Here is a 13,029-nt window from a genome sequence, read left to right on the forward strand (position 1 = left end):
CTCATGAACTGGTCCCAGATCTTCGACAACACGCTGTCATCGATCCTCAGCCCCGCCACCATGGGCTACGCCCTCGCGGCGCTCGGCCTCGCCATGCACTTCGGCTACGGCGGCCTGCTGAACATGGGCGTCGCGGGCTTCATGGCGCTCGGCGCGTACGGCTACGCGATCTCGATCCTCACGTTCGGCTTCCCGTGGTGGCTCGCGGCGCTCGTCGGCCTCGCGGCCGCGGCCGTGTTCGCGCTCATCCTCGGCATCCCGACCCTGCGCCTGCGCGGCGACTACCTCGCCATCGCGACCATCGCGGCGGCCGAGGTGCTGCGCCTGCTGTTCCTCACCACCACCTTCGACGCCGTCACCGGATCGGCCGACGGCCTCGCGGGCTACCACGGCAGCTTCCGCGAGTCGAACCCGATCCCGGACGGCACGTACGGCTTCGGCCCGTGGGCGTACAACGAGACGCAGTGGTGGGTGCGCATCATGGGCATTCTGACGCTCGCGTTCGCCGCGCTCGTGGTGTGGATGCTCACGCGCAGCCCGTGGGGCCGCGTGATGAAGGGCATCCGCGAGGACGAGGACGCCATCCGCTCGCTCGGCAAGAACGTCTTCTCGTACAAGATGCAGTCGCTCGTGCTGGGCGGCGTGATCATGGCCGCGGGCGGCGTCGTGTACGCGCTGCCGTCGGCCGTGAGCCCCGGCGTCTACGTCACGTCGCTGACGTTCTTCGTGTGGACGGCGCTGCTGCTCGGCGGCGCGGCCACCGTGTTCGGGCCGCTGCTCGGATCGCTCATCTTCTGGGTGATCCAGACGTTCCTGTCCAACTTCCTGCCGGCGCTGACCAAGGCCGACATCATCCCCTTCATGACCGACGTCCAGGCGGGTACGCTGCGCTTCATCCTCGTCGGGGTGGCGCTGATGCTGCTGGTCGTCTTCATGCCGCAGGGCATCCTCGGCGACAAGAAGGAGCTGACCTTTGTCCGTTGAGAACACTCCCCGGCAGCCGGTGACCGCATCCGTGCCGCGGCCCAAGACCACGGGCCTGCACGTGGGCGAGGCGGCCCCCGGCGTCAAGAAGGTCGACCCGATCATCGTCGCGGACGGCGTCAAGCGCACGTTCGGCGGCCTCACGGCCGTGGACGTCGAGCACCTCGAGATCCCGCGCGGCGCGATCACGGCGCTGATCGGCCCCAACGGCGCGGGAAAGACCACGCTGTTCAACCTGCTGACGGGCTTCGACAAGCCCAATGCGGGCACCTGGTCGTACGACGGTCACGACCTCGCGCACGTCCCGGCCCACAAGGTGGCGCGGATGGGCCTGGTCCGCACGTTCCAGCTCACCAAGGCGCTGGGCCGACTGAGCGTCATGGACAACATGAAGCTCGGCCAGCAGAACCACGTGGGCGAGCGCTTCTGGCACAGTCTGATCCCGGCGCTGTGGCGCAAGCAGGACGCCGACACCGAGGCGCGCGCCGAGGAGCTGCTCGTCAAGTTCAAGCTGGACGCCAAGCGCGACGACCTCGCGGCGGGGCTGTCGGGCGGCCAGAAGAAGCTGCTCGAGATGGCCCGCTCGCTCATGACCCAGCCGACGCTCGTCATGCTCGACGAGCCGATGGCGGGCGTGAACCCGGCCCTGACCGAGTCGCTGCTCGACCACATCCTCAACCTGAAGGACGAGGGCATGACGGTGCTGTTCGTCGAGCACGACATGCACATGGTCCGCCACATCGCCGACTGGGTCGTCGTGATGGCCGAGGGCAAGGTGGTCGCCGAGGGCGCCCCCGACGAGGTCATGAAGAACCCGGCCGTGATCGACGCGTACCTGGGCGCGCACCAGGAGCTCGACCTCGGCGTCGTGACCGGCCGCATCCCGGTCGTCGAGGCCGACCCGACCACCGACGCCGAGGCCTCCGCGGCCGTGGGCGCCGAGGTCATCGAGGCCGAGGCGGCGGCCGAGGCCGAGGCGGCCGCCGAGGCCGAGAAGGAGGACGACAAGTGAGCACGGACCAGACCCCGGTCGTCCTCGTCGACGACGTGCACGCCGGCTACCTGCCGGGCGTGAACATCCTCAACGGCGCGACGCTCACCGCCCATCAGGGCGAGCTGATCGGCATCATCGGCCCCAACGGCGCCGGCAAGTCGACGCTGCTGAAGGCGATCTTCGGCCAGGTGAAGATCCGCGGCGGCAGCATCTCGCTCGCCGGCGAGGACATCACGGGCCTCAAGGCCGACAAGCTCGTCGCCAAGGGCGTCGGCTTCGTCCCGCAGACGAACAACGTGTTCCCCTCGCTCACCATCGAGGAGAACCTGCAGATGGGCGCGTACCAGAAGCCGAAGATGTTCACGGAGCGCGTGGACTTCGTGATGAGCCTGTTCCCCGACCTCGCGAAGGGGGGCGGCCTCAAGAAGCGCGCGTCGGGCCTCTCGGGCGGCGAGCGCCAGATGGTCGCCATGGGCCGCGCGCTCATGATGGACCCGAAGGTGCTGCTGCTCGACGAGCCCTCCGCGGGCCTCTCGCCCGTGCGTCAGGACGAGGCGTTCCTGCGCGTCTCGGAGATCAACAAGGCCGGCGTGACCTGCATCATGGTCGAGCAGAACGCCCGCCGCTGCCTGCAGATCTGCGACCGCGGCTACGTGCTCGACCAGGGCCGCGACGCCTACACGGGCACGGGCCGCGAGCTGCTCAACGACCCGAAGGTCACGCAGCTCTACCTCGGCACACTCGGCGCCTGACGCCGCGCATCGCGAAGGGAGGCCGGGACTCGCCCCCGGCCTCCCTTCGTCTCGTCAGTCGACGTGCCCCGCGACGAATGCCTCGCGGACTATGTGACGGTGCAGCCGCCCGAGCACGGCCGCCTGCTCCTCGGCCCGCTCCGCCAGCGCCGTGAAGGTCTCCGCCGGCAGGCCGAGGTCCGGCGCGAGCGCGGCCAGCGTCTCCCACACGCCCTTCTTGCCCATGACGGCGCCGCGCATCAGCTCGGTCTCGAGCACGGGCGTCATGGGCGACCCGAGCGGGCGCCCGTTCGTCTTGAGCCGGCCGGCCTTCTCGCCGAGCCAGGCGAGGGCCTGCCGATGCGGGCGCCGCGGCACCTCGAGCGTGTCCACCAGGTCCTTCAGGAAGACGCGCTCGCGGCCGACCTCCTCGGCCAGCCGCGCCAGGTCCGGGCCCAGGTCGGTGTCAGCGTACGCCTTGGCCATCCGCCGGAACCGGGCGACGCCCGCGGTCGCGCCCGTGAGGTGGTCGGAGAGATACAGCCCCAGGATGTCCCGCTGCAGGGTGGCGGGGAGCCGGTGCCCGGGCGAGTCCGCGGGCGGCTGGGCCGGCCCGTCGGGGAGGACGTCACCGGGCGGCAGCTGATCCTGCGGCCAGTCGCGACGCGGCCGCATCGGAGCGCTCGCGGTGCCCGCGCCGTCGGCCATCCCCGTGAGCAGCTCGCGCAGGGCCGAGGTCGCGTCGTGCCGGGGCTGCCACCCCAGCTCGCGCCGCGCGCGCGAGCTGTCCATGATCGGCACGGTCATCGCCATGTCGAGCCACCCGGGGTCGGCGGCGACGGCGTGCAGCCGCCACGCCGCGTGGAGGAGCGGGCGCAGCACGCGCGCAGGCACCGCGAGCTGGCGCCCGTGCGCGAGCACCGCGGCGATGTCCCGGCCGCGCAGCACGGGGTCGGCCGCGATGTTGAACGCGCCCGTGGCGCCGCCCACGATGACGCGGCGGTACGCGTCGGCCAGGTCGGCGCCGTGCACGACCTGCATCCGCACGCCCGCCGGTAGCGGCACGACGGGCAGGCGCCCGGGGCGCAGCAGCGCGGGCGGCAGGAGGGCCCCGACGAACAGCCGCGGGATCTCCGCCCCGGCGTCGCGGTCGAAGACGAGCGCGGGCCGGAGGCGCGCGACGGCGAGGCCCCGGGTCTCGGCGTCGTCGAGCAGACGCTCCTGCGCGGCCTTGTCGGCCGCGTAGTGCGAGGTGGGGATCCCCTCCGTCGGCCATGACTCGTCCCGCGGGTCGTCGTCGTCCACGCCCGTGTACGCGCCCACGGATGAGGCGCAGACCAGGTGCCGCACGCCGGCGCGCAGGCACGCCTCGATCACGCGGCGCGTGCCGTCCACGTTCGCGCGGCGGATCAGCTCCCGCTTCCGGTTCGGCTGGATGAGCCACGCCAGGTGCACGACGCAGTCCACGCCCCGGAACGCCGCGGCGAGCCGGTCGATCACCCGCTCGTCCGCGGCCCGGTCGACGGCCGGCGCCGCGATGTCGATGCGCTCCCAGTGGGCCGCGTCGTAGGGCGGCGCCTTGTCCGGCGTCCGCCGCGCGACGCCCACGATCGCGTCGACCGCGGGCTCGTCCCTCAGGGCGTGCAGCAGCGCGGTCCCGGTGTTGCCGCTCGCCCCGACGATGGCGACCTTCATGACTGCTCCCGTCCTCGCGTGATCACTGGATGACTCCCGACGCTAGCCGCCGCAGCCCGCACGCCGCAGGGGCTTGCGCCCGGGTCGATCCGGGGTCAGCGGGGCGCCGCCCCGGCCGCCCGCCCGCCCCGGCACCGTGGGCGCATGGACATCTCCACCGCTCTTGCGCTCACGGACGGCGTCGGCCGCGTGCGGGCGCTTCTAGAACTCGGGATCGGCGACCACGCGATCCGCAAGGCGGTCGCCTCGGGCGAACTGGTCCGGATCCGCAGGGACTGGGTCTGCCTGCCCCATGCCGACCCGCTGCTCGTCACCGCCGCGAGACTGGGCGTGGTGCTCACCTGCGTCACGCAGGCCGAGAGATTCGGGCTGTGGACGGTGACACACGAGATCCACGTCGCGGCGCCGCCCCACGGGAGCCTCCCGCGCCCCACGACGGCGCACGTGCACTGGCGCACCCCCTTGGTCCCCCGGCGGCCGGGCACGCTGACCGACGGCATCGAGAACGTGCTCGCCCTGGTCGCGGAGTGCCGCCCGCACGAAGAGGGCCTCGCGGTCTGGGAATCGGCGCTGCGGCGCGGCATGCTCGACAGCGACGTGATGCGACGCCTGCCGCTCGGGCCGGATGCGCGCCGGCTGCTCGCCGAAGCGAGGCCGTTCGCCGACGAGGGCACCGAGTCGGTCGTCATGGCGCGCCTGCGGTGGCTGGACCTGCCGATGCAGCGCCAGGTCGTGCTCGCGGGTCGCCCGGTCGACCTGCTGATCGGCGAGCGCCTCGTCATCCAGATCGACGGCGGGCACCACGTCGGCGTGCAACGCGCCAAGGACAACGAGCACGACGCGCTGCTGAAGCTGATGGGCTACCACGTCATCCGGATCGGCTACGGGCAGATCTTCGACGACTGGCCCAGAGCGCAGGGCCTGATCACCAGCGCGATTGCACAGGGCCTGCATCGCGCATGACGCACATCCGGGCATCCCGGCTTCTCAGGGCCGACCCCGCCATCCGCCCCTGAGAAGCCGGGATCTCCTGGCGAGGACCCGCACGAACGGGAATCGCCCCGCCTCCTCGAGGGAGACGGGGCGATCCGCGGTGAGGCGAGGGGCTCAGCCCTCGTACGGGGTGTAGGTGTTGTCGGGGCCGTACTCGTAGATGTTGATCATGCCCTCGGTCGGGTCGCCGACCTCGTCGAACGTGACGGGGCTCGAGGCTCCGTCGTAGTCCGCGACGCCGCCGGCCAGGATGATGTCCGCGCACTCCGCGAAGGTGGTGCACTTCTCGCCGTCACCCGAGCCGCCCGAGACCTCGATCAGCTTCTCGGCGATCGCCGCCGAGTCGGTCGAGCCCGCGGCGAGCGCGGCCAGCGCGATCAGGTTGGTCGCGTCGAACGACTCCGGCGCGTAGGTGTAGTCGCTCAGCGGCTCGGCGCCCGACTCCTCCACGAAGGCGTCGAGACCGTCGATGAACTCCTGCACCTGCTCCGGCGTCGGACCGGGGTACGTGCCCTTGGCGCCCTCGAGCAGGCCCTCCGGGAAGTCCGGGTACGCGGCCATGTTGCCGTCGACCAGGAACAGGTCCTCGGCCGCGAAGCCCTTCTCGAGCAGGCTCGGGAGGATGGTCTTCGCCTCGTCGAACGAGATCACGGTGATCGCGTCGGGGTCGGCGGCGAGCACCTCCGAGATCTGCGAGTCGAACGACGTGTCGCCGGGGTTGAACGTCGGGGCCGCGACGACCTCGCCGCCCGCGCCCTCGAACGCCTCGGTGATGTACTTGGCCAGGCCGGTGCCGTAGGCGTCGTTCAGCACGATCATGCCGAGCGTCTGGTAGCCGAGCTCGGCGACGAAGTTGCCGTGCACCTCGCCCTGCAGCACGTCCGACGGCGCCGTGCGGAAGTACAGGCCGTTGTCGTCGTACGTCGTGAAGGCGTCCGACGTGTTGGCCGGCGAGAACTGGATGACGCCCGCGCCGGTCACCTGGTCGATGAACTGCAGCGAGACGCCCGACGACGCGGCGCCGATGATCGCGGCCGGGTCCTCGCTGAGCAGGCGCGGGATCTCGGTCTCGTAGGCCTTGTTGTCCAGGTCGCCCGAGTCGCCGTGCACGACCTCGAGCTCGAGGCCCGTGGTCTCGGCGTACTCGTTGATCAGCGACTGCGCGTAGTCGACACCCGCGATCTCGGGCGGGCCGAGGAACGCGAGCGAACCGGTCACGGGCAGGGCCGTGCCGATCTTCAGCGCGAGGTCGCCCGCCGGAGCGGCCGGGGCCGACTCGCTGGGCTCGCCGCTGGCGGTTCCACCGCCGCCGGCACAGCCCGCAAGGGTGAGAGCTGCGGCGCCCGTGAGGGCCAGTGCGCCGATCAGCTTCCGGGATCGAACCATGAGGTTCCGTCCTTTCATCAGGACCCGCGGTTTTCGGGGACTGGTGGTGCATCAGCACACCGCGGGTAATGGACGGAAATCTACCCGCGATTTGTTTCATCCGGATTTTCGCGTGTTGCGCAGACCGGACCCTGGGATCAAATCGTTACCGGCCGCGCCGGCAGGCGGTGCAGTATGTCGCGTGCGACCCTTCTCGGGCGTCGTTCTACGCTCCGCCGTCGATCGCGACGGCCGGCAGGGGCCGCGCCCGGCGCGCGTGGCGGACCTGGTCGAGCATCAGCAGGATGCAGGCGAGCCACACGATCCCGAACCCGATCCAGCGGGCCGGAGGCATCGGCTCGTGGAGCACGGCGGCGCCGATGATGAACTGCAGGATGGGCCCCGCGAACTGGAGCATGCCCATGGTGGCGAGCGGGATGCGGCTCGAGCCGGCGGCGAACAGCAGCAGCGGAACGGCAGTGACGACGCCGGCGCAGAGGAGGAGCACGGTGTGGCCGGCGCCCGCCGTGCCCATCGTGATGCCGGTGGTGACCGCGACGATCGCCAGCTGCACGACCGCGACGGGCACGAGCCACAGCGTCTCGAGCGCGAGGCCGCTGATCGCGTCGACCGAGCCGCCGACCTGCTTCTTCACGAGGCCGTACACCCCGAACGTCGCCGTGAGCCCCAGCGCGTACCAGGGCACGGCGCCGTAGCCGATCACGATGACGATCACCGCGACCGCCGCGACGCCGATCGCGATCCACTGCAGGGGCCGGAGCCTCTCCCGCAGCACCAGCACCGCGAGCAGCACGGTGGTGATGGGGTTGATGAAGTAGCCGAGGCTCGCCTCGATCACGGCGTCGCTCTGGGTCGCGATCACGAAGATCTGCCAGTTGCCGTAGATCAGCACGCCGGCAAGGCCCATCAGCAGCGCGAGGCGCGGGTTGCGCAGCACGGCGAAGAAGCGCCCCCAGCCGCGCATCACGGTGAGCAGCAGCGCGCAGAACACGAGCGACAGCAGCACCCGCCAGGCGACGACCTCCCACGGACCGGTGGGCGCGAGCACCACGAAGTAGAGCGGCAGCACGCCCCACAGCACGTACGCGCCGAGGCCGTAGAGGGTACCCGCGGCCTCCGTCCCGATCCGGCCGGGCCGTTCGATCGAGGGGACGGGTGCGGTCACCGATTCAGCCTACGCTCGCGGCGAGCGCGCCGGGCCCGGTGCGCCCTGCCATCCGCGGTCCGATTCCTGCCACGTGGCGTCCCCGCCCCACCCGGGCATGCGAAAGGGCCCGGATGCCGAGCATCCGGGCCCTCTCGGGGCGTGTCGCTGGGATCAGCGGACGACGACCGCGAGGACGTCGCGCGCCGAGAGCACGAGGAACTCGTCAGCGCCGAACTTCACCTCGGTGCCGCCGTACTTGCTGTACAGCACGCGGTCGCCGACGGCGACATCGAGCGGAACGCGGTTGCCGTTGTCGTCGATGCGGCCGGGGCCCACCGCGACGACCTCGCCCTCCTGGGGCTTCTCCTTCGCGGTGTCGGGGATGACCAGACCGCTCGCGGTGGTCTGCTCGGCCTCGACCTGCTTGATGACGATGCGGTCCTCGAGCGGCTTGATGGAAACCGACACGGTGTACCTCTTCTTTCGTGTGCTTCGTACGGGAAGACTCTTCGCACTCTCCCGGGGAGAGTGCTAACAGCAAGTGTAGGAGGGATGCTGGCACTCCCGCAACGCGAGTGCCAACGGCTTCCGCCCGTCGCCGACACAATGCAGGACCTGTGCCGGCTGCATGGCGTGTCGCCGTCCGAGATCACCCGCACACGCCCGAGATCCCGCTCCGGTCCTGCGTTGTGTCGGAGGAGCCGCCCGTAGGCTGGGCGGATGGATTCGGCCGAGCTCGACGCCCTCCTCACCCGCGAGGGCCTGGCCCTGCTCGACGCGCTCGGCGACGTCGACAGCGCCGACGACGTGGCGCGCACCGTGTCCCGGCTGCGGGCGGCGGGCCACTCCCCCGAGCTCGTGTCCGCCGTGGTCGGCCAGGCGCGGCTGCGGCAGCGCGCGACTGCGAAGTTCGGCGAGTTCGCCGACCGGATGCTGTTCACGCGGGCGGGCCTCGAGCAGGCCACCCGGATGAGCGTCTCGGTGCACCACGCGCGCCGCATGCGGCAGGCGGGCATCGAGCGGGTCGCGGATCTCGGCTGCGGCATCGGCGGCGACTCGCTCGCGTTCGCGGCGCTCGGGATGGGCGTGCTCGCTGTCGACGCCGACCCCGTCACGGCGGCGCTGGCCGCGTACAACCTCGCGCCGTTCCGCGCGGAGGGCGCGGGCGTCGAGGTGCGCGCGGCGCGGGCCGAGGAGGTGCCGCTCGACGAGGTCGGCGCGGTCTGGATCGATCCGGCGCGCCGCACGGCCGGACACGGCGAGACCGCGCGCGTGGCGGCCGCGGACTATTCGCCGCCGCTGGACTGGGTGTTCGACCTCGCGGGGCGCGTGCCCGCCGGCGTCAAGCTCGGTCCGGGCCACGACCGCGACGCCCTTCCCGAGCACGCCGAGACGCAGTGGATCAGCGTGGACGGATCCACGGTGGAGCTGGTCGTCTGGACCGGCGCCCTCGCGCGCGAGGGCGTCCGGCGATCCGCGCTCGTGCTGCGCGGCGACGACGCCCACGAGCTGACCGCGGCCGCCGACACGGCCGACGAGCCGGTGCGGGCGCTCGGCGCGTTCCTTCACGAGCCGGAGGGCGCGGTCATCCGGGCCCGTCTGATCGGCGACGTCGCCCGCGCGCTCGACGCCGGGCCGGTCGCGCAGGGCATCGCCTACCTCACCGGCGACGCCGCCGCGACGAGCCCCTTCGTCGCGTCGTTCCGTGTGCGCGAGACGCTGCCCGCCGACCCCAAGCCGCTGGCGAAGGCGCTGCGCGCCCGCGGGATCGGCACGCTCGAGATCAAGAAGCGCGGGGTCGACGTCGACCCCGCCACGCTGCGCAAGCGGCTCTCGCTCAAGGGCGACGAATCGGCGACGCTCATCCTGACGCGCATCGACGGCAGGCGCACCGCGATCCTCGCGGACCGCGTCCCCCGCGCCTGACCCTCGGTCGTCGAGCGGAGGCGCGCCGGCGCCGGAGTCGAAACGCCCGAAGCCGCCGCCAGCGCTCAGGCCCCGGCGGCCTCCTGCACCGCGCGCACGACCCACAGGATCCAGAACGCGCTGCACAGGATCGAGCCGAGCCCGAGGCCGAGGCCCCACCAGGCGAGCTCGCGCTTCGCGCGGCGCCCGGCGAGCGCGATCGCCGCGAGCACGACGCCGATGACGCCGAGCGGCAGTGCCCAGGGCACGAACCAGGACACGACGAGCGCGAACGTGGACAGCGTCATCGACCAGGTCGCCGTCCGCCCGCGGGACAGGCGCATGCTCCGGACGGCCCGAGGCGCCGCTCCGGGCGCCGGGACGGCGGGCACGACCGCTGAGCCGTCGGGCGCCGGGGCGGCGGGCCGCACGTCGCCCGCCGGGGCGGGAGCCTCGGGAGCATGCACGACCGCGCGCTCGTTCACGTCGACTCCACCGCCACCGGGTCGGCCACCGCCACCTGGATCTGCGTGACGGGAAGGGTCGAGTCGGCGCCGAACTCGAGCGTCGACGGCGCGCGACCCTCGGCGATCAGCTCGGCGGCGAGCGCCGCGATCATCGCGCCGTTGTCGGTGCACAGGCTCAGCGGCGGGATCCGCACGGTCACACCGGCGGCCGCCGCACGCTCGAGCGCGACGTCGCGGAGCCGGCGGTTGGCGATCACGCCGCCGCCGAGCAGCAGGCGCGGCACGCCGTGCTGCGCGCACGCGTCCAGCGCCTTGGTCACGAGCACGTCGACGACCGCCTCGCGGAAGCTCGCGGCGACATCCGCGACCGGCACGGGCTCGCCCGCCGCCTCGCGCTGCTCGATCCAGCGCGCGACCGCCGTCTTGAGGCCCGAGAACGAGAAGTCGTAGCGGTGCTTGGCCATGTCGCTCGCCCGCGACAGGCCGCGCGGGAACCGGATCGCGTTCGGGTCGCCCTCGGCGGCCGCGCGGTCGATCTCCGGGCCGCCCGGGTAGGGCAGGCCGAGGATGCGCGCGACCTTGTCGAACGCCTCGCCCGCCGCGTCGTCCACGGTCTCGCCGAGCAGCTCGACGTCGCTCGTCAGGTCGCGCACGAGCAGGAGCGACGTGTGGCCGCCCGAGACCAGCAGGGCGACGGTCGGGTACTCGAGCGGCGGCGCGTCCGCGTCCAGGATGTCGGCCGCGATGTGGCCCACGAGGTGGTTGACGGCGTACAGCGGCCTGCCGAGTGAGACCGCCAGCGCCTTCGCGGCGCCGATGCCGACCATGAGCGCACCGGCCAGCCCGGGCCCGCTCGTGACCGCGACGGCGTCGATGTCGGACAGCGAGACGCCGGCCTCGTCGATCGCGCGCTCGATCGCCGGCTGCAGCGCCTCGAGGTGGGCGCGAGCGGCGACCTCGGGCACGACGCCGCCGTAGCGGGCGTGCTCGTCCATGCTGCTGGCGATCGTGTTGCTGAGCGGGATGTTCCGCTCGCCCGCGCGGGACCGTCCGCGGACGATGCCGATGCCGGTCTCGTCGCAGCTGGTCTCGATGCCGAGGATCAGGGGGCCGGTCACGTGCACGCACCTGCCTCCGCCACGTCCGGCACCCGAGCCGCGGCCCAGGCTTCGAGGTCCAGGCGCATCACGACGGCGTCGACGTCGTCAGGCTGGTAGTAGCGGGGACGGCGGCCCAGCTCGGCGAAGCCCTCGGACGCGTACAGCGCCTGCGCCACGGGGTTGTCGGCGCGCACCTCCAGGAACACCTCGCGCACGCGACGGCGCTCGGCCTCCTCGAGCAGCGCGCGCAGCAGGGCGCGGCCACGGCCGCGGCCGCGGGCCGACTCGGCGAGCGCGATGGTCTGCACGTCGGCGTCGCGCGATCCGGGCAGCGCGCGCAGGCCCGCGTACCCGATCACGCGGCCGGCCAGCTCGTCCACGAGGTAGTGGCCGTGCGGGCCGGCGAGCTCCTCGCGCATCATGGCCTCCGACCAGGCGTCGGTCGGGAACGAGGCGCGCTCGAGAGCCATGATCGCGCCCAGGTCGTCGAGGGTGGCGGGACGGATGGTCATGCGCTCACCTTCTTCGGTGCGTGGCCGATCGTGACGTCCGGGGAGCGCAGGTACAGCGGCTCGGTCTCGGCGAGCTCGCCCGTCGGCTCCCAGCCCGCGGCAAGCGCGAGCGCGGCGGCGCGGCCGAGCGCGGCGGCCGAGATGGCGGGGGTGTCGACGATGTCGGCGGCGGCGGTCAGCGGGTCGGCGGCGAGGTCGGCGGCGCGGGGGCGCAGCTCGGGCCCCGCGACGCGGCGGGGAAGACCGCGGTCGTCGACGCCGTCGTAGACCGTGATCGCGTTCTCGCGGCGGCGGGCGTCCGTGACGATCGCGAACGGCCCGGCGGGGTTCGTGTCGAGGTGCCGCAGCGCCGCCGCGTCGTGGCTCGCGACGGGCACCACGGGGATGCCCCGGCCGAGCGCGAACGCGCGTGCGGCGGCGATCCCGATGCGCAGGCCGGTGAAAGCGCCGGGGCCCATGCCCGCCGCGACGTGCGTGACGTCGGCGGGCGCGATGCCGGCCTCGTCGAGCGCGCGGACCAGCAGCGTGCCGATCAGCTCGGCGTGACCGAGCGTGCCCTCGCTGCCCGCCTCGGCGCGCACGACCCCCGACGGCTCGACGACGGCGACGGTCGAGCCGATCGACGTGTCGATGGCGAGGATCACCCCACCAGGGTATCGACGCCACCTGACGGGACGCCGGGACATGACGCCGTGCGGCCGCTCGCCGGTCGTTGAGCGGAGTGAGCGCCAGCGAACGGAGACGAAACGCCTAAGCGTCGCCTGCAGGCCTCCTGCCACGCGTCACTCGCCTATCGCTCCGAGAGGGGTGCGCGTCGCTCCAGCGTCGGATCGCTGCGACGCCGCCGTCGATGAAAGCCTCCCTCTTGGGTCTGCTGAACGAATAGGTGACACCTGATCTGTGGTGCCTGAGGGTGCCGCTGGGAGGATGTCATCATGCCCAAGCCCTATCCGCGCGAGTTCCGTGAGGACGTGGTTCGCGTTGCTCGTGGTCGGGATGCCGGGGTGCCGTTGCGGAAGATCGCGGCGGACTTCGGGATCAGCGAGACCTGCCTGCAGAACTGGATGCGCCAAGACGACGTCGAAGCCGGGGTCAAGCCCGGCGTGACGAAGTCG

At 72.5% G+C, this 13,029-nt stretch carries 14 protein-coding genes; 6 read left to right on the plus strand and 8 right to left on the minus strand.

What is annotated here, in order from left to right; translation table 11 throughout:
• Positions 1-3: 3 nt before the first annotated feature.
• The 3 genes from B5M43_RS10515 to B5M43_RS10525 are packed head-to-tail and all read left to right on the plus strand — an operon-like array spanning position 4 to position 2,730.
• Positions 4-984 (plus strand): branched-chain amino acid ABC transporter permease, encoded by a 981-nt coding sequence (locus tag B5M43_RS10515; RefSeq protein ID WP_055992523.1) that lies wholly within the window; start codon positions 4-6, stop codon positions 982-984.
• Between the two features lie 19 nt (positions 985-1,003).
• Complete coding sequence (locus tag B5M43_RS10520) at positions 1,004-1,996, plus strand: ABC transporter ATP-binding protein (protein WP_055992309.1); 993 nt, start codon at positions 1,004-1,006, stop codon at positions 1,994-1,996.
• Entirely contained in the window at positions 1,993-2,730 is a 738-nt protein-coding gene (locus tag B5M43_RS10525; RefSeq protein ID WP_055992307.1) for an ABC transporter ATP-binding protein, read from the plus strand. Before B5M43_RS10520 ends, B5M43_RS10525 begins: the two co-directional genes overlap by 4 nt.
• A gap of 54 nt (positions 2,731-2,784) precedes the next feature.
• On the opposite strand, the gene B5M43_RS10530 is transcribed toward B5M43_RS10525, so the two are convergent.
• A complete protein-coding gene (locus tag B5M43_RS10530; protein ID WP_134746013.1) occupies positions 2,785-4,404 on the minus strand; it encodes an NAD-dependent epimerase/dehydratase family protein in 1,620 nt (539 codons plus the stop codon).
• Between the two features lie 144 nt (positions 4,405-4,548).
• Here B5M43_RS10530 and B5M43_RS10535 point away from each other — a divergent pair, with 144 nt between their 5' ends.
• A complete protein-coding gene (locus tag B5M43_RS10535; protein ID WP_055992301.1) occupies positions 4,549-5,367 on the plus strand; it encodes an endonuclease domain-containing protein in 819 nt (272 codons plus the stop codon).
• 144 nt (positions 5,368-5,511) lie between these two features.
• On the opposite strand, the gene B5M43_RS10540 is transcribed toward B5M43_RS10535, so the two are convergent.
• The 3 genes from B5M43_RS10540 to groES form a co-directional block, all read right to left on the minus strand.
• Entirely contained in the window at positions 5,512-6,783 is a 1,272-nt protein-coding gene (locus B5M43_RS10540; protein WP_082543146.1) for an ABC transporter substrate-binding protein, read from the minus strand.
• Positions 6,784-6,988: 205 nt separating this feature from the next.
• Entirely contained in the window at positions 6,989-7,948 is a 960-nt protein-coding gene (rarD, locus tag B5M43_RS10545) for an EamA family transporter RarD (protein WP_374198163.1), read from the minus strand.
• 153 nt (positions 7,949-8,101) lie between these two features.
• Complete coding sequence (gene groES / locus B5M43_RS10550) at positions 8,102-8,398, minus strand: co-chaperone GroES (RefSeq protein ID WP_017203655.1); 297 nt, start codon at positions 8,396-8,398, stop codon at positions 8,102-8,104.
• A gap of 252 nt (positions 8,399-8,650) precedes the next feature.
• Between groES and B5M43_RS10555 the strand changes: the two genes are divergently transcribed.
• The gene (locus tag B5M43_RS10555; RefSeq protein WP_134746012.1) at positions 8,651-9,856 is read left to right on the plus strand and encodes a class I SAM-dependent methyltransferase; all 1,206 of its coding nucleotides are present in this window, start codon (positions 8,651-8,653) and stop codon (positions 9,854-9,856) included.
• A 65-nt stretch (positions 9,857-9,921) separates the two neighbouring features.
• Here B5M43_RS10555 and B5M43_RS10560 read toward each other — a convergent pair whose 3' ends face one another.
• Genes B5M43_RS10560 through tsaB form a run of 4 tightly spaced genes read right to left on the minus strand, consistent with a single transcriptional unit; the run spans position 9,922 to position 12,558 of the window.
• Complete coding sequence (locus tag B5M43_RS10560; protein ID WP_055992294.1) at positions 9,922-10,320, minus strand: hypothetical protein; 399 nt, start codon at positions 10,318-10,320, stop codon at positions 9,922-9,924.
• Positions 10,317-11,420 carry a tRNA (adenosine(37)-N6)-threonylcarbamoyltransferase complex transferase subunit TsaD gene (gene tsaD, locus B5M43_RS10565; protein ID WP_134746011.1) on the minus strand — a complete coding sequence of 368 codons (1,104 nt, stop codon included), beginning with the start codon at positions 11,418-11,420 and terminating at the stop codon, positions 10,317-10,319. The genes B5M43_RS10560 and tsaD overlap by 4 nt, the downstream gene beginning before the upstream one ends.
• Positions 11,417-11,914 (minus strand): ribosomal protein S18-alanine N-acetyltransferase, encoded by a 498-nt coding sequence (gene rimI / locus B5M43_RS10570; protein ID WP_055992291.1) that lies wholly within the window; start codon positions 11,912-11,914, stop codon positions 11,417-11,419. Before rimI ends, tsaD begins: the two co-directional genes overlap by 4 nt.
• Positions 11,911-12,558 carry a tRNA (adenosine(37)-N6)-threonylcarbamoyltransferase complex dimerization subunit type 1 TsaB gene (gene tsaB, locus B5M43_RS10575; RefSeq protein WP_055992288.1) on the minus strand — a complete coding sequence of 216 codons (648 nt, stop codon included), beginning with the start codon at positions 12,556-12,558 and terminating at the stop codon, positions 11,911-11,913. Before tsaB ends, rimI begins: the two co-directional genes overlap by 4 nt.
• A 291-nt stretch (positions 12,559-12,849) precedes the next feature.
• On the opposite strand from tsaB, the gene B5M43_RS10580 reads away from it, so the two are divergent.
• On the plus strand, positions 12,850-13,029 hold a 180-nt coding region (locus tag B5M43_RS10580), incomplete at its 3' end, for a transposase (RefSeq protein WP_374198164.1).

This window comes from Microbacterium sp. MEC084, assembly GCF_004514465.2.
Classification (GTDB): domain Bacteria; phylum Actinomycetota; class Actinomycetes; order Actinomycetales; family Microbacteriaceae; genus Microbacterium.